22 protein-coding genes are annotated in these 24,936 nt (G+C 62.7%); 9 read left to right on the forward strand and 13 right to left on the reverse strand.

Features of this window, described 5'->3' with window-relative positions:
- Positions 1-7: 7 nt before the first annotated feature.
- From nuoF to RYH74_RS19555, 6 genes are all read right to left on the reverse strand, one after another.
- A complete protein-coding gene (gene nuoF, locus RYH74_RS19530) occupies positions 8-1,372 on the reverse strand; it encodes an NADH-quinone oxidoreductase subunit NuoF (RefSeq protein WP_025339923.1) in 1,365 nt (454 codons plus the stop codon).
- Entirely contained in the window at positions 1,369-1,866 is a 498-nt protein-coding gene (gene nuoE / locus RYH74_RS19535; RefSeq protein WP_003251433.1) for an NADH-quinone oxidoreductase subunit NuoE, read from the reverse strand. Before nuoE ends, nuoF begins: the two co-directional genes overlap by 4 nt.
- A gap of 2 nt (positions 1,867-1,868) precedes the next feature.
- The gene (gene nuoC / locus RYH74_RS19540; RefSeq protein WP_013973384.1) at positions 1,869-3,650 is read right to left on the reverse strand and encodes an NADH-quinone oxidoreductase subunit C/D; all 1,782 of its coding nucleotides are present in this window, start codon (positions 3,648-3,650) and stop codon (positions 1,869-1,871) included.
- A gap of 78 nt (positions 3,651-3,728) precedes the next feature.
- On the reverse strand, positions 3,729-4,406 hold the full coding sequence (locus RYH74_RS19545; protein WP_003251429.1) for a NuoB/complex I 20 kDa subunit family protein: 678 nt from the start codon (positions 4,404-4,406) through the stop codon (positions 3,729-3,731).
- 9 nt (positions 4,407-4,415) lie between these two features.
- Positions 4,416-4,829, reverse strand: a complete 414-nt coding sequence (locus tag RYH74_RS19550; RefSeq protein ID WP_003251427.1) for an NADH-quinone oxidoreductase subunit A — start codon at positions 4,827-4,829, stop codon at positions 4,416-4,418.
- Positions 4,830-5,212: 383 nt separating this feature from the next.
- Complete coding sequence (locus tag RYH74_RS19555) at positions 5,213-5,875, reverse strand: lysoplasmalogenase (protein WP_084785232.1); 663 nt, start codon at positions 5,873-5,875, stop codon at positions 5,213-5,215.
- 494 nt (positions 5,876-6,369) lie between these two features.
- Here RYH74_RS19555 and RYH74_RS19560 point away from each other — a divergent pair, with 494 nt between their 5' ends.
- Together RYH74_RS19560 and RYH74_RS19565 are read left to right on the forward strand one after the other, a co-directional pair.
- Positions 6,370-6,612: a hypothetical protein gene (locus tag RYH74_RS19560; protein WP_317409948.1), complete on the forward strand. Its 243-nt coding sequence runs from the start codon at positions 6,370-6,372 to the stop codon at positions 6,610-6,612.
- A 156-nt stretch (positions 6,613-6,768) separates the two neighbouring features.
- Positions 6,769-7,032: a DUF3077 domain-containing protein gene (locus RYH74_RS19565; RefSeq protein ID WP_023660664.1), complete on the forward strand. Its 264-nt coding sequence runs from the start codon at positions 6,769-6,771 to the stop codon at positions 7,030-7,032.
- Positions 7,033-7,278: 246 nt separating this feature from the next.
- Here RYH74_RS19565 and aceA read toward each other — a convergent pair whose 3' ends face one another.
- Both aceA and RYH74_RS19575 read right to left on the reverse strand, forming a co-directional pair.
- Positions 7,279-8,604 (reverse strand): isocitrate lyase, encoded by a 1,326-nt coding sequence (gene aceA, locus RYH74_RS19570; protein ID WP_013973380.1) that lies wholly within the window; start codon positions 8,602-8,604, stop codon positions 7,279-7,281.
- 489 nt (positions 8,605-9,093) lie between these two features.
- On the reverse strand, positions 9,094-9,858 hold the full coding sequence (locus tag RYH74_RS19575) for a secretin N-terminal domain-containing protein (RefSeq protein ID WP_317409949.1): 765 nt from the start codon (positions 9,856-9,858) through the stop codon (positions 9,094-9,096).
- Positions 9,859-9,984: 126 nt separating this feature from the next.
- Here RYH74_RS19575 and RYH74_RS19580 point away from each other — a divergent pair, with 126 nt between their 5' ends.
- From RYH74_RS19580 to RYH74_RS19590, 3 genes are all read left to right on the forward strand, one after another.
- Entirely contained in the window at positions 9,985-11,157 is a 1,173-nt protein-coding gene (locus tag RYH74_RS19580; RefSeq protein ID WP_286100217.1) for a hypothetical protein, read from the forward strand.
- Between the two features lie 54 nt (positions 11,158-11,211).
- Positions 11,212-12,918 carry a S8/S53 family peptidase gene (locus RYH74_RS19585; RefSeq protein ID WP_317409950.1) on the forward strand — a complete coding sequence of 569 codons (1,707 nt, stop codon included), beginning with the start codon at positions 11,212-11,214 and terminating at the stop codon, positions 12,916-12,918.
- Positions 12,919-13,002: 84 nt separating this feature from the next.
- Entirely contained in the window at positions 13,003-14,445 is a 1,443-nt protein-coding gene (locus RYH74_RS19590; RefSeq protein ID WP_286100215.1) for a SulP family inorganic anion transporter, read from the forward strand.
- Positions 14,446-14,557: 112 nt separating this feature from the next.
- On the opposite strand, the gene fusA is transcribed toward RYH74_RS19590, so the two are convergent.
- Complete coding sequence (gene fusA / locus RYH74_RS19595; protein WP_075045804.1) at positions 14,558-16,669, reverse strand: elongation factor G; 2,112 nt, start codon at positions 16,667-16,669, stop codon at positions 14,558-14,560.
- Positions 16,670-16,742: 73 nt separating this feature from the next.
- Positions 16,743-17,168, reverse strand: a complete 426-nt coding sequence (locus RYH74_RS19600; protein WP_039613107.1) for a hypothetical protein — start codon at positions 17,166-17,168, stop codon at positions 16,743-16,745.
- Between the two features lie 245 nt (positions 17,169-17,413).
- Between RYH74_RS19600 and RYH74_RS19605 the strand changes: the two genes are divergently transcribed.
- Positions 17,414-17,716: a hypothetical protein gene (locus RYH74_RS19605; protein ID WP_013973376.1), complete on the forward strand. Its 303-nt coding sequence runs from the start codon at positions 17,414-17,416 to the stop codon at positions 17,714-17,716.
- 13 nt (positions 17,717-17,729) lie between these two features.
- On the opposite strand, the gene RYH74_RS19610 is transcribed toward RYH74_RS19605, so the two are convergent.
- Entirely contained in the window at positions 17,730-18,983 is a 1,254-nt protein-coding gene (locus RYH74_RS19610; RefSeq protein WP_075045802.1) for an aspartate aminotransferase family protein, read from the reverse strand.
- A gap of 235 nt (positions 18,984-19,218) precedes the next feature.
- Entirely contained in the window at positions 19,219-20,115 is an 897-nt protein-coding gene (gene gcvA / locus RYH74_RS19615) for a transcriptional regulator GcvA (protein WP_015271044.1), read from the reverse strand.
- Between the two features lie 255 nt (positions 20,116-20,370).
- Between gcvA and RYH74_RS19620 the strand changes: the two genes are divergently transcribed.
- The 3 genes from RYH74_RS19620 (at position 20,371) to RYH74_RS19630 (ending at position 23,094) form a co-directional block, all read left to right on the forward strand.
- Positions 20,371-21,753, forward strand: a complete 1,383-nt coding sequence (locus RYH74_RS19620) for an amino acid permease (protein ID WP_286100214.1) — start codon at positions 20,371-20,373, stop codon at positions 21,751-21,753.
- Between the two features lie 60 nt (positions 21,754-21,813).
- Entirely contained in the window at positions 21,814-22,311 is a 498-nt protein-coding gene (locus RYH74_RS19625) for a PaaI family thioesterase (RefSeq protein WP_196183560.1), read from the forward strand.
- 87 nt (positions 22,312-22,398) lie between these two features.
- Complete coding sequence (locus RYH74_RS19630; RefSeq protein WP_317409951.1) at positions 22,399-23,094, forward strand: glutathione S-transferase N-terminal domain-containing protein; 696 nt, start codon at positions 22,399-22,401, stop codon at positions 23,092-23,094.
- Positions 23,095-23,226: 132 nt separating this feature from the next.
- Here RYH74_RS19630 and RYH74_RS19635 read toward each other — a convergent pair whose 3' ends face one another.
- Entirely contained in the window at positions 23,227-24,843 is a 1,617-nt protein-coding gene (locus RYH74_RS19635; protein ID WP_317409952.1) for an inorganic phosphate transporter, read from the reverse strand.
- Between the last annotated feature and the right edge of the window lie 93 nt (positions 24,844-24,936).

The raw sequence follows: 24,936 nt of genomic DNA on the forward strand, positions 1-24,936 counted from the left end.
CATCTTGTTATGCGCCGACCACGATCGGCTTCGCCAGGTTCGGACGCAGCGCATCGCCAGCACCAGCTGGAGCGACACCTGCCTCGAATTCCGAGCGGAAGTATTTGATGGCACTGCCCAGCGGCTCGACGGCACCTGGTGCGTGAGCACAGAAGGTACGGCCAGGGCCGAGGAAGTTGACCAGGCCCAGCAGCGTCTCGATGTCTTCGGCGCGGCCCTGGCCTTTTTCCAGTGCGCGCAGCATCTTCACGCTCCACGGCAGGCCGTCACGGCATGGAGTGCACCAGCCGCACGACTCGCGGGCGAAGAACTCTTCCATGTTGCGCAGCAGCGAAACCATGTTGATGCTGTCGTCCACCGCCATGGCCAGACCGGTACCCATACGGGTGCCGACCTTGGCGATGCCGCCGGCGTACATCTGCGCGTCGAGGTGCTCGGGCAGCAGGAAGCCGGTACCGGCGCCGCCTGGCTGCCAGCACTTGAGCTTGAAACCGTCGCGCATGCCGCCGGCATAGTCTTCGAACAGTTCGCGGGCGGTGACGCCGAACGGCAGTTCCCACAGGCCCGGGTTCTTCACCTTGCCGGAGAAGCCCATCAGCTTGGTGCCGTGGTCTTCGCTGCCTTCGCGGGCCAGCGACTTGTACCAGTCGTTGCCGTTGGCGACGATGGCCGGGACGTTGCACAGGGTTTCGACGTTGTTCACGCAAGTCGGCTTGCCCCACACGCCAACGGCGGCAGGGAAGGGCGGCTTGGAGCGCGGGTTGGCGCGGCGGCCTTCCAGCGAGTTGATCAGTGCGGTTTCTTCACCACAGATGTAGCGGCCGGCACCGGTGTGCACGAACAGCTCGAAATCGAAACCGCTGCCGAGGATGTTCTTGCCCAGCAGGCCGGCGGCCTTGGCTTCCTCGATGGCGCGGTTGAGGTTTTTCGCTGCGGTGGTGTATTCGCCACGCAGGAAGATGTAGCCACGGTAGGCCTTCAGGGCGCGGGCGCTGATCAGCATGCCCTCGACCAGCAGATGGGGCTGTTGCTCCATCAGCATGCGGTCCTTCCAGGTGTTCGGCTCCATTTCGTCCGCGTTGCACAGCAGGTAGCGGATGTTCATGGATTCGTCTTTGGGCATCAGGCCCCACTTCACGCCAGTGGGGAAGCCCGCACCACCGCGGCCCTTGAGGCCGGAGTCCTTGACGCTTTGCACGATGTCGTCGGCCGACATCTGCGCCAGCGCCTTGCGGGCGGCAGCGTAGCCGTTCTTCGATTCGTACTCGGCAAGCCAGACTGGCTCGCCGTCGTCACGCAGGCGCCAGGTCAGCGGGTGGGTTTCGGCCGTGCGCGCGATGCGGTTGGCCGGGCCGAAGGAAGTAATGGTCATACGTAACCCTCCAGCAGTTTGGAAACGCCAGCCGGCTGCACGTCACCGAAGGTGTCGTCGTCGATCATCAGCGCCGGGGCCTTGTCGCAGTTGCCCAGGCAGCATACCGGCAGCAGGGTGAAGCGCCCGTCGGCGGTGGTCTGGCCCAGGCCGATGCCCAGTTCGCTTTGAATCTGGCTGACCACGGATTCATGGCCGCCGATGTAGCAGACCATGCTGTCGCACACGCGGATGATGTGGCGGCCGACCGGCTGACGGAAGATCTGGCTGTAGAAGGTGGCGACACCTTCGACGTCGCTGGCCGGGATACCCAGTACTTCGCCGATGGCGTGGATGGCGCCGTCCGGCACCCAGCCACGTTCCTTCTGGACGATCTTCAGGGCTTCGATGGACGCCGCGCGCGGGTCCTCGTAGTGATGCATTTCGTGCTCGATGGCCGAGCGCTCGGTTTCGCTCAGGGCGAAACGGTCTGTCTGGATAAGCGTGCTGTTCATGCTTAGCGGTCCACGTCAGCCATAACGAAGTCGATACTGCCCAGGTACGCAATGAGGTCGGCGACCATGCTGCCTTTGATCACCGAAGGGATCTGCTGCAGGTGCGGGTAGCTCGGGGTACGGATCCGGGTGCGGTAGCTCATGGTGCCGCCATCGCTCGTCAGGTAGTAACTGTTGATGCCCTTGGTCGCCTCGATCATCTGGAACGACTCGTTGGCCGGCATGACCGGGCCCCACGAGACTTGCAGGAAGTGCGTGATCAGGGTTTCGATGTGCTGCAGGGTGCGCTCTTTCGGCGGCGGCGTGGTCAGCGGGTGATCCGCCTTGTACGGGCCTTCCGGCATGTTGCGCAGGCACTGGTCGATGATGCGGATACTCTGGCGCATCTCTTCGACACGGACCATGCAGCGATCGTAGGCATCGCCGTTGTGGGCCAGCGGTACTTCGAACTCGAAGTTCTCGTAGCCGGAGTAGGGGCGGGCTTTACGCAGGTCGAAGTCGCAACCGGTGGCACGCAGGCCGGCACCGGTGGTACCCCAGGCCAGGGCTTCCTTGGTGTTGTACGCGGCAACGCCGATGGTACGGCCCTTGAGGATGCTGTTCTGCAGGGCAGCCTTTTCGTACTCGTCGAGGCGCTTGGGCAGCCATTCGACGAAGTCCTTGACCAGCTTGTCCCAGCCGCGTGGCAGGTCGTGGGCGACGCCACCGATGCGGTACCAGGCCGGGTGCAGGCGGAAGCCGGTGATCGCTTCGATCACGGTGTACGCGCGCTGACGGTCGGTGAAGGTGAAGAACACCGGGGTCATGGCGCCGACGTCCTGGATGTAGGTACCCAGGAACAGCAGGTGGCTGGTGATACGGAAGAACTCGGCCAGCATCACGCGGATGGTGTCGACCTTCTGTGGCACCTTGATGCCGGCCAGCTTCTCGACCGCGAGCACGTACGGCAGGTTGTTCATTACCCCGCCGAGGTAGTCGATGCGGTCGGTGTAGGGGATGAAGCTGTGCCAGGACTGGCGCTCGGCCATTTTCTCGGCGCCACGGTGGTGGTAGCCGATGTCCGGTACGCAGTCGACGATCTCTTCACCGTCCAGCTGCAGGACGATACGGAACGCACCGTGCGCGGAAGGGTGGTTGGGGCCGAGGTTGAGGAACATGTAGTCCTCGTTGGCGCCCTGGCGCTTCATGCCCCAGGCTTCCGGGTTGAAGCGTGCCGATTCCTCTTCAAGCTGCTGCTTGGCCAGGGTCAGGCTGTAGGGATCGAACTCGGTGGCGCGGGCCGGGTAGTCCTTGCGCAGCGGGTGGCCTTCCCAGGTGGGCGGCATCATGATGCGGCTGAGGTGCGGGTGGCCGGCAAAGTCGATGCCGAACATGTCCCAGACTTCGCGCTCGTACCAGTTGGCGTTCGGCCAGATACCGGTCACGGTCGGCAGGTTCAGGTCGCCTTCGCTGAGCGACACCTTGATCATCACATCGCTGTTACGCTCGATCGACAGCAGGTGGTAGAACACGCTGAAGTCGGCAGCTGGCAGGCCGCGGCGCTGGGTGCGCAGGCGCTCGTCGACGCCGTGCAGGTCGTACAGCATGCTGTACGGTTTGGCCACGCCGCGCAGGAAGCTGAGCACTTCCTTGAGCTGCTCGCGCTTGACCCACAGCACGGGCATGCCGGTGCGGGTTTCCTGGGCGACGAATGCTTCGGCGCCAAAACGGTTGTGCAGTTCGACGACCACATCCTGGTCGTCAGCCTTGTAGGGCGGAATGAAAATAGCGTTGTCCGCTGTCATGGTCTCGGTCGCTTTGGGTCAACGTTAAGAATGAAGCCAGGCCGCCGGCTCCAGGGGAGCGGGCGGCAGGTCGCTGGATCAGACTTCGTCGGGGCTGCGCAGGTTGGTTACTGCAATGCGCTGCTCACGACGCAGGTCTTTCTGGGCTGGCATCTCGGCACGGTAAATACCTTGATCACCAACAACCCAGGAAAGCGGGCGTCGTTCTTGGCCGATCGACTCCTGCAGCAGCATCAAGCCTTGCAGGAAAGCCTCAGGGCGTGGCGGGCAGCCAGGCACATAGACGTCCACGGGGAGGAACTTGTCGACCCCCTGAACGACCGAGTAGATGTCGTACATGCCGCCGGAGTTGGCGCACGAACCCATGGAGATGACCCATTTCGGCTCGAGCATCTGCTCGTACAGGCGCTGGATGATCGGCGCCATCTTCACGAAGCAGGTACCGGCGATGACCATGAAGTCGGCCTGACGCGGCGATGCCCGGATGACTTCGGCGCCGAAGCGGGCGATGTCGTGGGGTGCCGTGAAGGCCGTGGTCATTTCCACGTAGCAGCAGGACAGGCCGAAGTTGTACGGCCAGAGGGAGTTCTTGCGACCCCAGTTGACCGCGCCACGCAGCACATCTTCAAGCTTGCCCATGAAGATGTTCTTGTGGACCTGGTCCTCCAGCAGTTGATCGGTGACGGTTTCCCGTTCACCGACCGGGTACTGCTCGTTGGGCGCATCCGGATCGATTCTGGTGAGATTGTATTGCATGCCAAAGCCTCATTGTTTCAGCTTCGCTTGCCGCTTGCGGCGACCTTCGGGAGCCCAATCAAGTGCCCCGACGCGCCATAGGTAGACAAGACCAGCCAACAGAATTGCTATGAAAACGAGTGCTTCGACGAATCCGGTCCAGCCGCTTTCGCGGACGGACACAGACCATGCAAAGAGAAAGAGGGCTTCGATATCGAAGATCACGAACAGCATCGCGACCAGATAGAATTTGGCGGACAGGCGCAGGCGGGCGCTGCCGACGGGCAGCATGCCGGATTCGAAGGGTTCGTTCTTGGCGCGGCCCCAGGCCTTGCTACCGAGCAGGCTGGACAGGCCGAGCATGAAGGCGCACAGGCCGACGACACCCAGGAGGAAGATGGCAAAGCCCCAGTTGTGGGCGATGAGTCCTGCCGAATCGGACATGCTAGAGATCCTTATACAGAGACCCAGCTCTGCAGTCTGAAATAAGTGTAGAGCGGCGACTTGGTGTCGCACATGCAGTGACCAAATGTCGCAGCTGAATCAATCGCGCTGATTTTATGGGTAAACCCCGTGCAAGTAAAATTTCTGTCGCAAATTTATTCGTAGGATTAAGTACAAAAGCCGCTTGTAACTGGCTGAAAGCCTTGAGATTCGGGCATTGCGTGCGGTTTTGTTAATTATGTTTCTTGCGACGGGTAACGAATTGCAAGTTTCGTAATGATAATTGATATCATTTGACCTGGTGCCTGATAATTTCCCTGTTCTGCGTCTTGTAAAGTTCATCTGGCGATTCCCCCTACTTGCAAATGCGAAAAACGCCTGTTCTAGCAGCTTCCGACGCCGCTTGCCCCGCCCTGGGTCAATACTTTATCGATTGATCGATGACTGGCTGATGAAGCGATCGCCCACTGGCCGAGCCAGTAGGTGAGGATGATCAGGTACGGCGCGGCGGCGAACGGGCTGACGAAGCGGTCGATACCGATCAGGCTGTCGGAGAGCACGAACAGGCAGGCGCCGAGCGCGGCGAGCCCGCCGCAGGCCAAGGCGCGCCAGAGCATGGCGCTGATGGCCAAGGCATAGAGCACGACCGGGATCAGTAGCGGGCCGAGGCCGTGGCTGGCCAGTACGCCGAGCAAAGTGATACCGGTGATGGCGCTCAGCAGCAGTGCGGGCAGGGCTGGGCGCAGGGTCTGGCTGCAATAGGCGCGCAGGTAGGCCAGGTGGGCGCAGAGGAAGGCAGCCAGGCCGAACACGAACAGGTCGGCGGGGATGGCCAGCAGGATGTCGCCGAGTACCGAGAATGCCAGGCCGAGGGTGATCCAGCGGCGATAAGGTGTGGCGGGAACACTGCGCAGCCAGGCGATCAGGGCCAGTACCGGGATCGGTTTGGCCAGCAGGGCGAGCAGGGTGTTGTCGCTGGCCAGTGCATATATATAGAGGGCGGCGGCGACCAGGGCGAGAATCATCAGGTGGCTTGGACGAAGCATGGGCGGTCCTTGCGGCTGTGCTGCCTCAAGCATAGACCTGATCGTGGGTTTTGCTTCCTCCTGTACCGGCCCTTTCGCGGGCATGCCCGCTCCCACAGGATCACCACAGTCATCAAGACTTACACAGGCCCTGTGGGAGCGGGTTTACCCGCGAATAGGCCGGTGCAGGCGCTGCCGAAGTGCGGCATAAAACAGATTTGTCCCCTTCCATGTAGGCCATTTCCCAAACATACTCCTGTCGCCTTTTTTCCGTTGCGGCTGTTGTGGCAGCGCTCTAGTCTCGGCGTGTCGTTGCACATCAACGACACGGCTTTGACAGGCCGGAATTGAAAGAAGGTGCACTCGCTTTGCCTCAATGGCGGCTGTGCGTGTGGGCACGCTCGCGTGCGCCGGTCTTTCTTTCTTTCCACCGGTCTGTCAACCCGCGCATAGCTGCCACCCAACCGTTTGACAGCGGGCGGATGGTAGCCAAACAGGAAAGAAAGGAGCGAGTCATGCTGAAAGTTGTCCCCGATCCACCCCACAACCCCCATTCCCTCGAAGACACCCTGATCCAGGCCACCGACTACGCGCTGTGCGCGGCGACCGTGGTGCATCAGGCCTTGCTGCTGCAGCCCAAATCACCGGCGTCGATCCTGATGATGACCTCGATGCATGAGCTTGAGGCGCTGCGGGCTTTGCTTGAGTCGGCAGTGATCCAGGTGCAGATGTCCGCAGAGCCTCGGACTTTGCACTGAGGCTTGAGTGATGTGTTGTCTGGGCGGGCCTCTTCGCGGGTGAACCCGCTCCCACAGGATCACCTCAGTCTTCAAGGCTTGCACAGTCCCTGTGGGAGCGGGTTTACCCGCGAAAGGGCCCGTCCAGGCAGTCGAGAATTTTCAGGGGATTCAAAAATGACCACAGAAGACACCCAATTCACTGTCGGCAAGACCACGTTCTACCAAGGCGAAAACGGCACCCACCCACTGTTCCGCATCGAACCAGGCATTCCCTGTCGAGACGCCCGCGAGCAGTCCTCGGAATTGATGGGTTACGTGCGCGAACTGACCATCACCGGCCTGATGGATGAGAAACCGATGATGATCTGGGCCGCCCACTATCTGAGCGCGATGGCCAAGGCGCTGATGGATGATGCGGAGCTGGGCATGAAGCACTGAGGTACTACCGACAGGCGCGATTTCTCCTGTGGGAGCGGCCTTGCGTCGCGATTGGGGTGCGAAGCGCCCCCGGGATTTATGCATCATCGCAAGATTGCCGGGGCCGCTTTGCGGCCCTTTCGCGACGCAAGGCCGCTCCCACATGTTCGGCGCTAACCTGTTGTCCTTGAAGGGTGTGATACAGACCAAAAAGAAAGGCCCGGGGCTTCAGCAAGGCTCGGGCCTTTCTTCAACAGCAACCCACTATCAGTGGAACTGCTCTTCCTCGGTCGAACCGGTCAGTGCAGTCACCGACGATGCGCCACCCTGAATCACGGTGGTCATGTCGTCGAAGTAGCCAGTGCCCACTTCCTGCTGGTGCGCCACGAAGGTGTAGCCTTTGTTGGCGTCAGCGAATTCCTGCTCCTGCAGCTTCACGTAGGCGGTCATGTCGTTGCGGGCGTAGTCGTGCGCCAGGTTGAACATGCCGTGCCACATGTTGTGGATGCCGGCCAGGGTGATGAACTGGTGCTTGTAGCCCATGGCCGACAGCTCGCGCTGGAACTTGGCGATGGTCGCGTCGTCCAGGTTCTTCTTCCAGTTGAAGGAAGGCGAGCAGTTGTACGACAGGATCTGGTCCGGGTACTCCTTCTTGATCGCTTCGGCGAAGCGACGGGCTTCGTCCAGGTCCGGCTTGGCGGTTTCGCACCAGATCAGGTCGGCGTACGGCGCGTAGGCCAGGCCGCGAGCGATGGCCTGGTCGAGGCCGGCGCGTACCTTGTAGAAGCCTTCACGGGTGCGCTCGCCAATCACGAACGGCTGGTCATACGGGTCGCAGTCGCTGGTCAGCAGGTCGGCGGCGTTGGCGTCGGTACGGGCCAGGATGATGGTCGGCACGCCCGATACGTCAGCTGCCAGGCGCGCGGCCACCAGCTTTTGCACGGCTTCCTGGGTCGGTACCAGCACCTTGCCACCCATGTGGCCGCATTTTTTCACCGAGGCCAGCTGGTCTTCGAAGTGCACGCCGGCGGCGCCTGCTTCGATCATGTTCTTCATCAGCTCGTAGGCGTTCAGTACGCCACCGAAACCGGCTTCGGCGTCGGCCACGATCGGTGCGAAGTAGTCGATGTAGCCATCGTCGCCCGGGTTCTTGCCAGCTTTCCACTGGATCTGGTCGGCGCGGCGGAAGGCGTTGTTGATGCGCTTGACCACGGTCGGTACCGAGTCGACCGGGTACAGCGACTGGTCAGGGTACATGGACTCGGCCGAGTTGTTGTCGGCGGCAACCTGCCAGCCGGACAGGTAGATGGCCTGGATGCCGGCCTTGACCTGCTGCACTGCCTGGCCGCCGGTCAGGGCGCCCATGCAGTTGACGAAATCTTTTTCTGGGCGGAAGGACGGGTGGGCACCTTCGGTGACCAGCTTCCACAGTTTTTCTGCACCCAGGCGGGCCAGGGTGTGCTCCGGCTGCAGGGAGCCACGCAGGCGAACGACATCAGCGGCGGTGTAGGTACGGGTCACGCCTTTCCAGCGCGGGTTCTCGGCCCAGTCTTTCTCGAGGGCTGCAATTTGCTGTTCGCGTGTCAGTGCCATGGAAATAAACCTCGTCGCATCGATCTTGGGGTAATTGTGCTGATGCTCGGAGCAGATCAGGAGCTGGCGGCTGTCCTGTTCGCAGGAGTGCGGCGGCGAACGCGAAGGCTCGAAGGGGAAGGGTGTGCAGGCCAGGCGAAAGGGTGCTCCGGCAGGTTGGCTCGTGGTTGCCTTGCTGCGGTGCTACGCGATTGCCAGTACTGCGGTGATGCGCTTCCGTCCCTCGGGACAACTTCTTCGTTGCAGTCGCAATCCCGTCGAACCGCCTTGTGGGCCGTATAGACACGAGACGCCTCCAGGGGTGGGAGGAGTGCGCCTCGAAGGCCCTTGCCAGGGCCCCTGATTAGCGGGAGCGAGGCCATCATGCCCTTGGGAAAAAGACCCTGTCAAATGTTTTGTAGTGGTTTTTTTCACTTACTACATCTTTGGTCTAATGCGACTTGGCAGTCAGTTTCAAGGCCTTTGGTCGAGGCCTTGAATTGCCTGGGATCAGTCGAGAAGGTCGACTTTGACACGCAAAGTCATGTTTTCACCCCGTTGGGTGCTGTAACTGTGGCTTGACGCGCTACGGTCGGCTTGGCTCTGCTGGTTGTAGCCGGCCAGGGTGATCCATTCTCCGAGCTTGCCGGTGATTGTCGTGTCGGTGCTTTGCACTTTCACTACATCAGCACGTTCCTGGCTGATGCTGTCATTATTGGTGCTTATTTGCAGACGAACCGTATCGCCGCTCAAGCTGGGCGTGACGTAGAAACCCTGGGTCACGTTGCGGTATTCGGTGTTGCTCTGGATGCGCCCGTAGCCGTCGGTGCTGGTGCTGGTGATCGGGATGCTCTGGCCAACCTGAATCAGCGCCGGCTGGCCTTCGCTGGCCTGAATCTGCTGCATGCCGCCGTCACGGTTGCTGGTGCCGTAGTGGATGACACGTGCGTTGCCACGGTTGTCCTGGAAGTTGCTGTCGTTGTTGTCGACGCTGATCAACAGGCGCTTGGGTGCGGTGTCCAGCTGTTGCAGCAGGGTGCGCAGGTCGTCGATGCGCTCGGGGCTGGCGTTGACGATCAGCTTGTTCTCGAAGGCGCTGACCGTGCCATCCTTGCCGATGAAGGCCTGGGCGGCGGGCAGCAGTTCGGCGCTGCTGCGGTGTTGTAGCGGCAATACCTCGGTGGCGGCCTGGGCGGTGAGGCTGGCGGCCAGCAGCAAGGCGGCGAATAGGGGGCGTAGCGGCATGTCCATGATCTCCGCAGGTGGAATCAACATGATGGCAAATTTAGCGGCTGGCTGCCGGATCTGGATCACGTCGGTGATGTGGCTGAATGGGTGATTTATCGGGTTTTATCTTGTAGGCTATAAATTATAGTCATCAAGATAATTGAGGGTAATTGCATGTCACCCATCCGCCCGCTTCTACGTCGTGATCAGTTGGCCAAGGCTCTGGGCCAAGACCTGGCCGGCGAGTCGCTGGTCGATTACAGCTCGGGCATGTTCCTCGCCGCGCCCCGACGTACGGGCAAGAGCACCTTCCTCAACAACGACTTCATTCCGGAATGCGTACAGCGCGGCTGGCTACCGGTCTACGTCGACCTGTGGTCGGACCGCGACGCCGCGCCGGCAGAACTCATCAGTGGCGCCATCGGTGCTGCGCTGGGCAGCTTCGAAGGTGCGCTGGCCAAGGCTGCGAAAAAGGCCGGTATCGACAAGATAAACCTGCTGCGTACCCTCAGCTGGGATTTTACTCGCCCGCAACTGCCTGAGGGGACTACCTTGGCTCAGGCACTTGCCGTGTTGCATCAAGTGTCGGGGCAGATGGTGGTACTGATCATCGACGAGGCCCAGCATGCCCTCAACAGCGAAGATGGCCTGAATGCGATGTTTGCGCTGAAAGCCGCGCGTGACCACCTCAACCGTGGCGACCGCCCGGACGGCTTGCGTCTGGTGTTCACTGGCTCCAGCCGCGACAAGCTGGCCAACCTGGTGCTCAAGAGCAAGCAACCCTTCTTTGGGGCCAGCATCACGCCATTCCCCTTGCTGGGGCGTGAGTATGTCGAGTTCATCACTGATTTGTGGAACCGGCGCCTGGCCGCCAGCAACCAGTTCAAGGTCGAGGACCTTGTGTACGCTTTCGAGTTGGTCGGGCGCCGCCCTGAAATGCTCAACAAGCTGTTGGCCGAAGTGAGCGTGGGCCTGGGTGAGGCGGGCAACCTGGGTGAATTACTGCGCACAGGGGCGCTCAATCATCAGGCGGGCGTTTGGAGTGACTACGAAAGCGCCTGGAACGACCTGTCAGCCTTGCAACAGGCAGTGCTTGAGGTAATGGCCGAGCGCACGTTGGGCCGGCAGCCGTTTTCGCCATTTACCGAGCAAACCCTGGGGGATGTGAGCCGTAAGCTAGAGCAGGCCCGGGCGGAAATCAACGCCAGCACGACCAGCGTCCAGAAGGCCCTCGATGCCCTGCGTGACAAGGAGCTGGTATGGAAGGCCAATCGCGGAGAGTACGCGCTTGAGGATGCTTCCATGGCTGAATGGCTTGCACGGGACAAGGCGGCGGGCAGCAGCTGAACCTTTGATCTACCCCGCCAGTCGCACGCACAGGGATTGAGTGGGGCTGAGTGCATGAAGCGTGTTCTGATCTTGTTGTTGTGCCTGTGCAGCCTTTGTGCCGAGGCTGCAGCTGATTCGTTGCGCATCAAGCAGTTGCAGCGTTGTGGCGACCTGTTTGGCGATGGCCAGCAGCAATGGTGCCTGCGCGCCGAGGGGCTCGGGGCGCAGCTGCCGACGGTCTGGCTCGGTGGTGTGCGGCTGCCGACAGCCGATTTCGAGCGGCAAGGTGACCGGCTTACGCTGAAATTGGCCGAACAAGCCCTGCGCAGTGCTCCGCTGTGGCTGGAGGACGGCGAGCGCACCAGCAACCCGGTTTGGCTGACCCGCCAGCGCAGCCATGTTGTGGCCGCCGGGCCTGATGAAGTGGCGAAGAACATGGATGGCCTCACCACCTATGTGGACCTGGTAAGCCTTTTGATCGAGGAAAAACATGATGGCCTCGGCGAAGCCCGACGGATCGCCGGGAAGTACGGCGCCCAGGTCGTGGGTGCCATACCGCCGCTGAATGTCTACCAGTTGCGCTTGCCGGTGGGCGACCTGGTGCAGCGCGACGCGATGATCCTGCGCATGGGCAGTGAAGTCAGCGTGGATGCAGTGATTGTCGAGGAGTCTGCCCCGGAGCGTGGCGAGGAAGGCAGCGGGCGTGACGCCCTGGCCATCGATCAGGCGGATGAGTGGGCCTCCAACCGCTTCATGGACGCGCTGTACTACTACCAGCGGCGAATTGCCGCTTCCAGCTTGCCGGTGCAACCGGTGCGGGTCGGGGTGATCGAGCGAGAGGTGGACTTCGACGCGCCAGGCTTCAGCCATTATCAAGGGCGCTGCGAGCAGGCGCAGACGTGCCTGTATGCGCGCGACGGTGACCGCCCAGGCAGTCACGGCAACCATGTGGCCGGTATCCTGGCGAACCCGGATGAAGGCTTTTTGCCAAGGCTGGGCAAGCACAGTCCTGGCTTCGAGGTGATTGTCGAGCGCAACTCGGATGCCGGTATCACCGCCAACATCGCTGCATCGGTGAACCTGGTCGAGGATGGGGTGCGGGTGTTGAACTGGAGCTGGGGCATCCATCGGGTAGGGGCGCGCGATGTCAAAGGTGACGAAGTCGATTCGCTGGTGCGTTCCGGGCTGGCCATGAGTGGCTATGAGGAACTGCTCGAGGAGTTCTTCCTGTGGCTGCGCGCCGAGCACCCTGATGTGGTGGTGGTCAACTCGGCGGGTAATGGTGCGTCCTGGTCGGGTACCGATGAATATCGCCTGCCATCGTCGTTCATCACCGAACAATTGCTGGTGGTGGGCGGGCACCAGCGCAGTGACAGGTCAGTGGCGGTCGAACACCCTGGCCATGTGCGCAAGCGTCATAGCTCCAACATCGACATGCGCGTGGATGTCAGTGCGGCGGCCTGCATTCGCCCGGGTGCGGGCGCTGCGCATTGTGGCACGTCGTACGCAACACCGCTGGTGACCGCAACCGTGGCGACGATGCTGTCGATCAACCCGGCGCTGACCCCCGAACAGGTGCGCATGCTGTTGCGGCGCAGCGCCTTGACCCTGGGCGCAGAGCAGGATTTCGAAGCGATGGACGCCGAGGACCTGACGGCGCCGATCCTGCCGTCTGAGCGTGGCGGCCAACTGAACCACCCCGACCTGGGGCGTTCGGCGCGCCTGGACATGCAGCGCGCTCTGGACCTGGCCGTGCAAAGCCGGGAGCGGGTGCGCTGAACGGTGGCCGCTGCCAGACAAATTCCGTAACATCGCGCCCGCTTGTTTTCGATCCGTCCATCCGGACTGCACCACAGGATGCCCATGAAACCCGCCCGACTTCGCGCCGACGTGCTCGCCGGCCTGACCACCTCATTCGCCCTGGTGCCCGAGTGCATCGCCTTTGCCCTGGTGGCTCACCTCAACCCGCTGATGGGCCTGTATGGCGCCTTCATCATCTGCACCCTGACGGCGCTGTTCGGTGGTCGGCCGGGGATGATTTCCGGTGCCGCCGGCTCGATGGCGGTGGTGATCGTTGCGCTGGTGGTGCAGCACGGTGCGCAGTACCTGCTGGCCACGGTTTTGCTGGGCGGCGTGGTGATGATCCTGTTCGGCTTGCTGCGCCTGGGCAAGCTGGTGCGGTTGGTGCCGTACCCGGTGATGCTCGGCTTCGTCAACGGCCTGGCGATCGTCATTGCCATGGCCCAGCTGGAGCACTTCAAGGAGGGCGGGCACTGGCTCGGCGGCACGCCGCTGTACCTGATGATCGGCCTGGTGGCGCTGACCATGGCGGTGGTCTACGTGCTGCCGAAGTTGACCCGTGCGGTGCCGCCAGCGCTGGTGGCGATCCTTGGCGTTGGTTTGCTGGTGTACCTGCTCGGCCTGCCCACACGCACCCTGGGCGACATGGCGCGCATCGCCGGTGGCCTGCCGCAGCTGGCCCTGCCGGACGTGCCGTGGAACCTCGATACCCTGAAGATCATCGCCCCCTACGCGGTGCTGATGGCCATGGTCGGCCTGCTGGAAACCCTGCTCACGCTCAACCTGACCGATGAAATCACCGAGAGCCGCGGCTACCCGGACCGCGAGTGCGTGGCGCTGGGCGCGGCCAACATGGTTTCCGGCCTGTGCGGTGGCATGGGTGGTTGCGCGATGATCGGCCAGACGGTGATCAACCTCAGCTCCAATGGCCGTGGCCGGCTGTCGGGTGTGGTGGCCGGGGTGATGGTCTTGCTGTTCGTGCTATTCCTGTCGCCGCTGATCGAGCGTATTCCGCTGGCGGCGCTGGTCGGGGTGATGTTCGTGGTGGCGCAGCAGACCTTTGCCTGGGCGTCGTTGCGGGTGCTGCACAAGGTGCCGCTGAGCGATGTGCTGGCGATCATTGCCGTGACCGTGGTAACGGTGCTCACCGACCTGGCGGTGGCAGTGCTGTTCGGCATCGTCATCGCGGCGGTGAACTTTGCCTGGCAGCATGCACGGGAGCTGTATGCCGACAGCCATGAGGATGCAGAGGAGGGCAAGCATTACCAGGTGCATGGCACGCTGTTCTTTGCCTCGACTACGGTGTTCCTGAACCAGTTCGACCCGGCTAACGACCCGGCCAAGGTGACCCTGGATTGCCAGCATTTAAGCTTTGTCGATTATTCGGCGATTGCCGCGTTGAAGACCTTGCGGGAGCGGTATGCGAGGGCGGGCAAGCAGTTGCGGGTGGTGCATCTGTCCGAGCGCTGCAAGAAGCTGCTGAAGCGGGCTGGGGAGCAGCATTGAGAAAGGTTGTTGCCTGTGCGGGCCTCTTCGCGGCTAAAGCCGCTCCTACAGGGGTTATGCATTCCCTGTGGGAGCGGCTTTAGCCGCGAAGAGGCCAGCACAGGCGAACGAATCACTCCCCGCGGTTCTTCTTGACGATGGCATCGGCAATGCTCGCCGGTGCCTCGGCATAACGGGTGAACTCCATCGAGAAGCTGGCCCGGCCCTGGGTCATGGAGCGCATCGAGGTGGCATAGCCGAACATCTCGCCCAGCGGCACCTCGGCACGGATCACCTTGCCGGCCGGCGTTTCGTCACCGTCCTGGATCATCCCGCGGCGCCGGCTCAGGTCGCCGAGGATGTCACCCTGGTACTCCTCCGGGGTCACCACTTCCACCTTCATCACCGGCTCCAGCAACACCGCCCCACCTTTCTGCGACAGCTGCTTGGTGGCCATCGAGGCGGCGATCTTGTAGGCCATTTCGTTCGAGTCGACATCGTGGTACGAGCCATCGAACACCGCCGCCTTCAGGTTGATCAGCGGGTAGCCGGCCAGCACGCCGTTCTTCATCTGCTCCTCGATGCCTTTCTGGATAGCCGGGATGTATTCGCGTGGTACCACGCCGCCAACGATCTCGTTGATGAACTCCAGGCCCTCCTTGCCCTCGTCGCCGGGGGCGAAGCGGATCCAGCAGTGGCCGTACTGACCTCGGCCGCCGGACTGGCGGACGAAACGGCCCTCGATCTCGCAGGTGTTGCGGATTTTCTCGCGGTAGGCCACCTGCGGCTTGCCGATGTTGGCCTCGACGTTGAACTCGCGGCGCATGCGGTCGACGATGATGTCCAGGTGCAACTCGCCCATGCCCGAGATAATGGTCTGGCCGGTTTCCTCGTCGGTGCGCACGCGGAATGACGGGTCTTCCTGGGCCAGTTTGCCCAGGGCGATGCCCATTTTTTCCTGGTCGGCCTTGGTCTTGGGCTCCACTGCCACGGAAATTACCGGGTCGGGGAAGTCCATGCGTTCGAGGATGATCGGCTTGTCCATGTCGCACAGGGTGTCGCCGGTGGTCACGTCCTTCATGCCGATCAGCGCGGCGATGTCGCCGGCGCACACATCCTTGATTTCAGCCCGCTGGTTGGCATGCATCTGCACCATGCGGCCGATGCGTTCCTTCTTGCCCTTTACCGAGTTGAGTACCGCGTTGCCGGAGCTGAGCACGCCGGAGTAGACCCGGGCGAAGGTCAGGGTGCCGACGAACGGGTCGGTGGCGATCTTGAATGCCAGGGCCGAGAACGGCTCGCTGTCGTTGGCGTGTCGCTCCAGGTGCTTTTCTTCGTCATCCGGGTCGGTGCCCTTGATGGCCGGAATCTCCGACGGGGCTGGCAGGTAGTCGATGACTGCGTCGAGCATCAGCGGCACGCCCTTGTTCTTGAACGACGAGCCGAGGATGGTCGGCACGATTTCATTGGCGATGGTGCGTTGGCGCAGTGCGGCCTTGATCTCGTCGATGCTCAGTTCCTCGCCATCGAGAAACTTCATGGTGAGCTCGTCATTGGCTTCGGCGGCGGCCTCGATCATGTGCGCGCGCCATTCGTCGGCCAGTGCCTGCAGCTCGGCGGGTATGTCTTCTTCGCGGTAGCTGGTGCCCTGGTCGGCATCGTTCCAGTAGATGGCCTTCATCTTCACCAGGTCGATCTGGCCGATGAAGTTCTCTTCGCTGCCGATGGCCAGCTGGATCGGCACCGGGTGGTGGCCCAGGCGCTGGTCGATCTGCTTGACCACGCGCAGGAAGTCGGCGCCCTGGCGGTCCATCTTGTTGATGTAGGCCAGGCGCGGCACGTGGTACTTGTTGGCTTGGCGCCATACGGTCTCGGACTGCGGTTCGACCCCGTCCGCGCCGCTGAACACCACTACCGCGCCATCGAGCACGCGCAGCGAGCGCTCCACCTCGATGGTGAAGTCGACGTGGCCCGGGGTGTCGATGATGTTGAAGCGGTACTTGTGGGCGAACTGCTTGGTCGAGCCCTGCCAGAAGGCAGTGGTCGCCGCCGAGGTGATGGTGATGCCGCGCTCCTGCTCCTGGGCCATCCAGTCCATGGTCGCGGCACCATCGTGCACTTCGCCCATCTTGTGGTTGACCCCGGTGTAGAACAGGATCCGCTCGGTGGTCGTGGTCTTGCCGGCGTCCACGTGGGCGACGATACCGATATTGCGGTACAGCTCGATGGGCGTTGTACGGGCCATGGCGGACTACCTGCGGATGAGCGGATTCTCCCACGGTAGCAGAACGGGAGAATCCTGCTTTACCGCCGGGCCGTCAGTCGGCCTGGGCTTGCAGCAGCCACTGGCCATCCACTTCGCGGGCCAGGCCGCTGGCAGGCAGCAGGGCCAGCAGGCGCGTGTGCAGGGCGGCTTCGGTGAAGGTCTTGAGGGTGGCCAGGTCCAGTGCGCCGATCAGGTTGAGATCGGCCTTGGTGTACGAAAGCCAGGCCTTTTTCAGGGCCTGGGCGACGTCGCTGCCGGAGGTGCTGGCAAAGCGGCGGTGCCATTGGCGGCCGTCGAAGGTGAAGGTGTGGGCGTGGCTGTAGGTGCCTTGGTCGCCACCTTCGGTGCAGCGATGGCAACGGCACGGGCCTTCGCCGAAGGCGTTGCGCAGGTAGCTGTTGAAGTCCACCACGGGCTTGAGGGACAGGCGTTTGTCGACCTCGAACAGGTCGGCGATCAGGGGTTCTTCGGCGCTCACTCGGGATCCTCGTGTGGTGTGGCGTGCATCGGCGGGCACCCTAACAGATCGGGCCCTTCAGATCACCTTTTGCAGGCCCGGCCTCTTCGCGGGCTCGCCCGCTCCCACAGGGACCGCACATTGCCCAAGGCGTGCGCAGTACCTGTGGGAGCGGGCGTGCCCGCGAAGAGGCCGGTAGAGACAATGGAGATCACCTGCCGTACTCTACGCGCCCATACGCCTACACACCCACAGAGGTAACCCGCTTGAGCACCAAGTACCCGTACATCGCCACCATCACCGTCAGCGCCGAAGACCGCGGCGGCGACGCCGAGGCCTCGGAAAACCCCAACATGCGCGTTGGCCTGGAAGCGGTGACCGAAACGCTGAAGAAGGTGCATTTCGTCGGTACGCTCGCAGCCCCCGAAAAGAACGCCACGCACATCTGCGTGACCCTGGAGAACGGCCTGACCTACTACGGCCCGATCGTCAACGGCCACGCCGAACTCGAAGGCGGCTGGATTGCCTTCGAGTCCGACATGCTCACCCCGCAGGAACTGGGTCTTTAAGCCCCCGTTCCTCTCAGGCGCCCAGCTCCGCCAGGCACTGCTCGAGGATATCCAGGCCTTCCTCGAGCACTTCGGCCTCGATGGTCAGCGGTGCCAGCAGGCGGATGATGTGCCGCGCCTTGCCGCTGGGCATCAGCAACAGGCCCTTGGCCCGCGCCGCTTCCATCACCTTGGCCAGTTGCGCCGGTGCCGGGCTGCCGTCGGCGTTGACGAACTCGATCCCGCGCATGGCGCCGACGCCGGTCAGGCGGCCGATGAACGGGCTCAGACCCGAGGCCTTCCAATGCTCGAAACGGCGCACGATTGCCTGCTCCTGGCGCTCACCCCAGGTAGCGATGTTCTCGTCGGTCATCTGCGCCAGGCTGGCCAGGGCCGCTGCGCAGGCGATCGGGTTGCCTGAATAGGTGCCACCCAGGCCGCCCTTGGGCAGCGCTGCCATCAACTCCTTGCGCCCGACCACCGCTCCCAGCGGCATGCCGCCGGCAATGCTCTTGGCCAGCAGCAGCAGGTCGGGCTCGATGCCCAGACGCGGGAAGGCGAAGCGCTGGCCGGTGCGGCCGAAGCCCGACTGGATCTCGTCGATGATGATCAGGATGCCGCGCTCGTCGCAGAAGCGGCGCAGGGCCTGGGCGAAGGCTGGGTCAAGGGCGAGGAAGCCGCCTTCGCCCTGCACCGGCTCGAAGATGAACGCCGCGACGTCCTCCACTGCCAGCTCGACGCTGAACAGGCGGTCCATGGCCTTGAGGGCCTGTTCGCAGGTAACCCCGGTGTCGGCGCTGGGGTAGGGCAGGTGGTACACCGGCCCCGGCAGCTCACCGACCCGCTGCTTGTACGGGGCGACCTTGCCGTTGAGGTTCAGGGTGGCCAGGGTGCGACCGTGGAAGCCGCCGTCGAAGGCGATGATGGCGCGTTTGCCGGTGGCACCACGGGCCACTTTCAGGGCGTTTTCCGCAGCTTCCGCGCCGCTGTTGGTGAGCATGCCGGCCAATGGGTAGCTGACCGGTACGAATTGGCTCAGTTGTTCCATCAGCGCCAGGTATGGGCCGTGGGGGGCTGCGTTGAAGGCGTAGTGGGTCAGGCGAGCGGCCTGGGCCTGGATCGCCTCGACCACGGCCGGGTTGCAGTGGCCCAGGTTGAGTACACCGATACCGCCGACTAAGTCGATGTAACGTTTGCCGTCAGTGTCCCAGACTTCGGCATTACGGCCATGGGAAAGTGTGATCGGGTGAACGATGGCAATGGATTGGCTGATACTTTCCTGGTTCATGGGCACGCGGACCTTTGTTCGAATTTCTTATTATCCAAGCGTGTTGGCAGGTTATTCCGCAAACGAATTATTCGATTGCGGTCATTCCCTGGATTCTTGATCTTGGCTGATTTTGTATTGCTGGCACTGGCCTCTTCGCGGGTGAACCCGCTCCCACAGGTACGGCGCCACGCTTGAAAGGTGTGCGATCCCTGTGGGAGCGGGTTTACCCGCGAAGAGGCCCGCCCAGGTGATATCAATCCCCCTCGGCCACCCGCTCCCGAATCCACTGCACGAAGGCCCTGACCTTGGGCACTTCGGCCGCATGCTCGGCATGGGCGATGAAGTGCCGGCCATTGCTCGCCACCGGGTGGTCCCAGGCCACCACCAGTTTGCCCTCGCTCAGCTCTTCGGCCACCAGGTAGCGCGGAATCAGGGCGATACCGCAGCCGGCAATGGCTGCGCGGATGCACAGGTAGAACGTGTCGAAGCGGGGCCCGTGGTAGCTGTTCTGGCTATGCAGCCCCAGCCCCAGGAACCATTCGTGCCAGGCCTCCGGGCGCGACACGCACTGCAGCAGGCGGTGTTCGGTCAGCGCCTGGGCGCTGTCGAACCGGTGGTTGGCCAGCAGCTGCGGGCTGCACACCGGCACCACTTCCTCGCTGAACAGCTCGATGCAGGTTGCCCCGGGCCAGGTGCCCTGGCCGAAGAAAAACGCAATGTCGGCCTTGGCCTGCACCAGGTCGAACGGCTCCAGCTCATTGCGGATATCCAGGTGAATGCGCGGGTAGCGGTCGCCAAAACCCTTCAGCCGGGGTACCAGCCAGCGCGCGCCGAAGGTGGGCTGGGTGGCGATGCGCAGCACTTCGGTCTCGTCGCCGTAGCTGAGGATGTAGCGGCTGGAAATGTCGATCTGGGTGAGGATCTTGTTCACTTCGGTGAGGTACAGCGCGCCTGCCGGGGTCAGGTGCAGGCGCCGGCGAATACGCTGGAACAGCGAGTGCGACAGCATGTCCTCGAGCTGCGCCACCTGCTTGCTGACGGCGCTCTGGGTCAGGTGCAGTTCCTGGGCCGCGCGGGTGAAGCTGAGGTGGCGGGCGGCCGCTTCGAAGCACTGAAGGGCGGTGGTCGAAGGCATCAGGCGTTTGGACATGACGGGCAAATACCGAGCAAAAAAGGAAGGAGTTCATTCCATAGCGGAATCATGTGTTTCGAAAAGGTCGTTTGTTGACCCCGGCCTATAGATTAATACTGACCTGGATCAACGATTACAACCGGTCGTGTGAAGAGGAGGTCAGTACCCGCTTCCGGCATCTGCAAAACAACAACAACGAACATCAGAAATTTATAAGAATTCTGCTCCAGTCTTCAGCCGCCCCGCTGCGGCCGACCCATTCGAGGGTTCTTCATGGCTTCGCTACACAACAACAAACAGCGCTCCCTGCAGCACGGTCTGACGTCCCGTCAGGTATCCATGATCTCCATCGCCGGCATCATCGGCGCCGGCCTGTTCATCGGCTCCTCCAACGCCATTGCCACCGCCGGCCCGGCCATCCTCATCTCCTACGCCATGACCGGGCTGCTGGTCTTGCTGGTGATGCGCATGCTGGGCGAAATGGCCATCGCCAACCCCAACAGCGGCTCGTTTTCCACCTATGCCTCCGAAGCCATCGGCCCTTGGGCGGGCTTTACCATCGGCTGGCTGTACTGGTGGTTCTGGGTACTGATCATTCCGGTCGAGGCCATTGCCGGCGCCGACATCCTGCATGCCTACTTCCCTGGCGTGCCGTCGTGGCTGTTCGCCTTCCTGATCATGCTGGTGCTGTCGGGTACCAACCTGATCAGCGTGAAGAACTTCGGTGCCTTCGAGTACTGGTTCGCGCTGGTCAAGGTGGTGGCGATCATCGCCTTCATCGTGGTCTGCAGCCTGGCGGTGTTTGGCGTCTGGCCGCTGGCCGAGGTGTCCGGGGTCAGCCGGTTGTGGGACAACGGCGGCTTCATGCCCAACGGTTTCGGCACCGTGCTCGGTGGCGTGCTGATCACCATCTTCTCGTTCTTCGGTGCCGAAATCGTCACCATTGCCGCTGACGAAACCGCCAACCCGAAAGACAAGATCCGCCGCGCTACCAACCTGGTGGTGTACCGCATCGCCATCTTCTACCTGGCGTCGATTTTCCTGGTGGTATCGCTGGTGGCGTGGAACGACCCGGGCCTGAAAGCAGTAGGTTCGTTCCAGCGCGTGCTGGAAGTGCTGAACGTGCCTGGCGCCAAGCTGCTGGTGGATATCGTGGTGCTGGTGGCCGTGACCAGCTGCATGAACTCGGGCCTGTACACCGCGTCGCGCATGCTCTATTCGCTGGGTGCCCGCGGCCAGGCGCTGAGCGTTACCAAGCGTATTTCCGGCTCTGGCGTACCGACCGTGGCGGTCATCTTCTCGACCCTGGCCGGCTTTGCCGGGTGCTTCGTCAACTATGTGTTCCCGGGCAAGGTATTCGGCTTCCTGCTGTCCACCACCGGCGCCATCGCCTTGCTGGTGTACCTGGTGATTGCCGTGTCGCAGCTGCGCATGCGGGCCCGTGCCGAGCGTGAAGGGCGGCCGCTGGAACTGAAGATGTGGCTGTTCCCATGGCTGACCTGGCTGGTGATCGGCACCATCGTCATGGTGCTGGGCTACATGCTGTTCAGCGATGCCTACCGCTACGAGACGCTGATGACCGCTGGGGTGACCGCGTTTATCCTGCTGGTTTCGCTGACCCAGCGGCGCGCCAGGGCGGTTGCCCAGACGGCCTGATGTTTCTGCTTTAATGTGGGGGCGTTGCGCGCCCCCCATATCAATAAGCACAGGAAGCGTATGAACGACCACTCCCTTTCCCTCCAGGCCCTCGCCGCACCCGACGGCACTTGCTACGGCTGCGGTTGCTCCCACCCCAGCGGCCTGCACCTGCAAAGCCACTGGGACGCCGACGGCATCCACCTGGTGTGCCGGCACGCGCCCGACAGCACCTTCATCGGCTGGCCCGGCCTGGTCTATGGCGGGCTGCTGGCGATGCTGGTCGACTGCCACTCCAACTGGACGGCAATGGCTTACCACTACCGCAACGAAGGTCGCGAAGCGGGCAGCCTGCCGCGCATCGACTGTGTCACTGGCAGCCTTGGCCTGAACTACCTCAAGCCCACGCCCATGGGTGTCGAATTGTTGCTCAAGGCGCGTGTGGAAGGTGATGTAGGGCGCAAGACCCGGGTGATTTGCGAAGTCTGGGCCGACGATGTGCTGACAGTGACTGCCGATTCGGTGTTCGTTCGCGTCGATACCGAAAAGCTCAAGCTCAAGGCCCACGGCCAGGCCTGAGCTGCCGGTGCTGATGAGTGGTCGGTGATGGTCAGCGGCCGGGGATGTCTCTAGAGTGAGAGGTTCATTCCCCAGGCAAGGTTGATCATGACCGATCTCAGTGCTTTCCCCATTACCCGCAAGTGGCCCGCCAGACACCCCGAGCGCCTGCAGCTGTATTCGCTGCCGACGCCCAACGGCGTCAAGGTGTCGATCATGCTCGAAGAGATCGGCCTGGCCTATGAGCCGCACAAGGTCAGCTTCGACAACGATGACCAGCTGAGCCCCGAGTTCATCTCGCTCAGCGCCAACAACAAGATCCCCGCCATCCTCGACCCCAATGGCCCGGGTGGCCAGCCGCTGCCGCTGTTCGAGTCGGGAGCGATCCTGCAGTACCTGGCGGAGAAGAGCGGCCAGTTGCTCAGCCAGGACCCGGCCCAGCGTTACCAGACCTTGCAGTGGCTGATGTTCCAGATGGGTGGCATCGGGCCGATGTTTGGCCAGGTCGGGTTCTTCCATTTCTTTGCTGGCAAGGAATACGAGGACAAGCGCCCGCGTGATCGTTATGTCAACGAGTCCAAGCGCCTGCTCGGTGTTCTGGACCGGCATCTGCAAGGCCGGGAATGGATGGTCGACGAGTACAGTATTGCCGACATCGCGATCTTCCCGTGGGTGCGTAACCTGGTTGAGCGTTACAACGCCCGAGACCTGGTTGGCTTCGATCAGTTCAAGGAAGTGCAGCGGGTGCTGGCGGCGTTCCTCGAGCGGCCGGCCGTGCAACAGGGCCTGAAAATCCCAGGTTGAGGTTGGCTGAAAGGGCCCTATCTCCGGCAAGCCGGCTCCCACAGGTAATGCACAGGGCTTGAGGCCTGTGGTGTTCCTGTGGGAGCTGGCTTGCCGGCGATAGGGCCAGTGAAGGCGAAACTGTCTTCAGGCTCAGAAGATGTGGTGCAGCAGCCAGTACAGGCTGCCGGCCAACAGCATCGCTGCCGGCAAGGCCAGCACCCAGGCCATCAGCAGGTTGACCAGCGTGCGCTTCTGTATCCCCGACCCGTTGGCCACCATGGTCCCGGCCACCCCGGAACTCAGCACGTGGGTGGTCGACACCGGCAACCCGAACATGTCCGCCGCACCAATGGTGCACATTGCCACCACTTCGGCCGAAGCCCCCTGGGCATAGCTGAGGTGGGCCTTGCCGATCTTCTCGCCTACCGTCACCACGATGCGCCGCCAGCCGACCATGGTGCCCAGCCCCAGTGCGATGGCCACGGCCACTTTCACCCACAGCGGGATGTAGCGGGTGGCGTCGTCCAGCTGGGTCTTGAACAACAGCACCTGGCTGCGCGTGCCTGCATCGAACACCACCAGCTGGTTCTTCTCGATCAGGCGGATGGCTTCGCTGGTCAGGTACATGTCGTTGCGCACGTTGGCCATGGCTTCGGCCGGTACCCGCTTGAGCGAGCCATAACCTTTGACCTCTTCGCCGATCATGCCGGCCAGTGCCGCCAGCGCCGGTATCAGTTGCGGGTTGGCCCTGGGCTCGGCAATGAACGTGGTCAGTACCTGGCGTGGGTCGGCCGGTGCTGCTTGCGGGGCGCCGCGCACCAGTGCCTGGCGGGTTACCTCGGCGACCGCGGAAAACTGCATGGCCTGTTCATTGGGCATGGTCTTGTTCAATGCGTAAGCCATCGGCAGGGTGCCAACCAGAATCAGCATGATCAGGCCCATGCCTTTCTGGCCGTCGTTGGAGCCGTGGGCAAAGGACACCCCGGTGCAGGTCAGGATCAGTACGCCGCGAATCCACCACGGTGGTGGTGTCTGGCCTTCCGGCGCCTGGTACAGCTCCTTGCGCTTGACCAGCGCGCGCAGGGCCAGCAGCAACAGGGCGGCACAGGCAAAGCCGATCAGTGGCGAAAACAGCAGGGCATAACCGACCTTGCTGGCCTGGGCCCAGTCCACGCCGCTGGTACCGTCGCGCCCGTGCATCAGCGCGTTGGCCACGCCCACCCCGATGATCGAACCGATCAGGGTGTGCGAGGATGAGGCCGGCAGGCCCAGCCACCAGGTGCCGAGGTTCCAGATGATCGCCGCCAGCAGCAGGGCGAAGACCATGGCGAAACCGGCCGAGGAGCCGACCTGCAGAATCAGCTCCACCGGCAGCAGGGCGATGATGCCGAATGCCACCGCGCCGCTGGAAAGCAACACCCCGAGGAAGTTGCACAGCCCGGACCAGACCACGGCGACGGGGGCCGGCAACGAGTGGGTGTAGATGACGGTGGCCACTGCATTGGCGGTGTCATGGAAGCCATTGACGAACTCGAAGCCCAGGGCAATCAGCAACGCCAGGCCCAGCAGCAGGAATGGTGTGACCGTGGTGATTACCGTGCCGCTGGCCGTCACATCCTGCTTCAGGCTCCAGGCGGTGTAGGCGATACCGGCCAGCAGCAGGCCGAAGAACAACACCAGGGTGGCTCGCCCGGGCTTGTGGGCAAGTTGTGGGCGGGCATCGCGTTGGGCCAGTTGCGGCAGGCTGGCCAGTGAAGGGGTTGCCATGGTGGCTCCGGTCGGGGGGGCAAGGGTGCCGAAGGCCTTGAGCATAGAAACAATTCGTAACCCGGCCGTGACCTCGATCAATGATTTATCTAG

Source organism: Pseudomonas sp. LSJ-87, assembly GCF_032971465.1.
Taxonomy (GTDB): Bacteria; Pseudomonadota; Gammaproteobacteria; order Pseudomonadales; family Pseudomonadaceae; genus Aquipseudomonas; species Aquipseudomonas putida_Z.

Excerpts from the sequence above, each read along its gene's own strand:
- nuoF (WP_025339923.1), bottom strand. The coding sequence starts at position 1,372 with ATGACCATTACTTCCTTCGGCCCGGCCAACCGCATCGCGCGCACGGCC.
- nuoE (WP_003251433.1), bottom strand. The coding sequence starts at position 1,866 with ATGAACAGCACGCTTATCCAGACAGACCGTTTCGCCCTGAGCGAAACC.
- nuoC (WP_013973384.1), bottom strand. The coding sequence starts at position 3,650 with ATGACAGCGGACAACGCTATTTTCATTCCGCCCTACAAGGCTGACGAC.
- RYH74_RS19545 (WP_003251429.1), bottom strand. The coding sequence starts at position 4,406 with ATGCAATACAATCTCACCAGAATCGATCCGGATGCGCCCAACGAGCAG.
- RYH74_RS19550 (WP_003251427.1), bottom strand. The coding sequence starts at position 4,829 with ATGTCCGATTCGGCAGGACTCATCGCCCACAACTGGGGCTTTGCCATC.
- RYH74_RS19555 (WP_084785232.1), bottom strand. The coding sequence starts at position 5,875 with ATGCTTCGTCCAAGCCACCTGATGATTCTCGCCCTGGTCGCCGCCGCC.
- RYH74_RS19560 (WP_317409948.1), top strand. The coding sequence starts at position 6,370 with ATGCTGAAAGTTGTCCCCGATCCACCCCACAACCCCCATTCCCTCGAA.
- RYH74_RS19565 (WP_023660664.1), top strand. The coding sequence starts at position 6,769 with ATGACCACAGAAGACACCCAATTCACTGTCGGCAAGACCACGTTCTAC.
- aceA (WP_013973380.1), bottom strand. The coding sequence starts at position 8,604 with ATGGCACTGACACGCGAACAGCAAATTGCAGCCCTCGAGAAAGACTGG.
- RYH74_RS19575 (WP_317409949.1), bottom strand. The coding sequence starts at position 9,858 with ATGTTGATTCCACCTGCGGAGATCATGGACATGCCGCTACGCCCCCTA.
- RYH74_RS19580 (WP_286100217.1), top strand. The coding sequence starts at position 9,985 with ATGTCACCCATCCGCCCGCTTCTACGTCGTGATCAGTTGGCCAAGGCT.
- RYH74_RS19585 (WP_317409950.1), top strand. The coding sequence starts at position 11,212 with ATGAAGCGTGTTCTGATCTTGTTGTTGTGCCTGTGCAGCCTTTGTGCC.
- RYH74_RS19590 (WP_286100215.1), top strand. The coding sequence starts at position 13,003 with ATGAAACCCGCCCGACTTCGCGCCGACGTGCTCGCCGGCCTGACCACC.
- fusA (WP_075045804.1), bottom strand. The coding sequence starts at position 16,669 with ATGGCCCGTACAACGCCCATCGAGCTGTACCGCAATATCGGTATCGTC.
- RYH74_RS19610 (WP_075045802.1), bottom strand. The coding sequence starts at position 18,983 with ATGAACCAGGAAAGTATCAGCCAATCCATTGCCATCGTTCACCCGATC.
- gcvA (WP_015271044.1), bottom strand. The coding sequence starts at position 20,115 with ATGTCCAAACGCCTGATGCCTTCGACCACCGCCCTTCAGTGCTTCGAA.
- RYH74_RS19620 (WP_286100214.1), top strand. The coding sequence starts at position 20,371 with ATGGCTTCGCTACACAACAACAAACAGCGCTCCCTGCAGCACGGTCTG.
- RYH74_RS19625 (WP_196183560.1), top strand. The coding sequence starts at position 21,814 with ATGAACGACCACTCCCTTTCCCTCCAGGCCCTCGCCGCACCCGACGGC.
- RYH74_RS19630 (WP_317409951.1), top strand. The coding sequence starts at position 22,399 with ATGACCGATCTCAGTGCTTTCCCCATTACCCGCAAGTGGCCCGCCAGA.
- RYH74_RS19635 (WP_317409952.1), bottom strand. The coding sequence starts at position 24,843 with ATGGCAACCCCTTCACTGGCCAGCCTGCCGCAACTGGCCCAACGCGAT.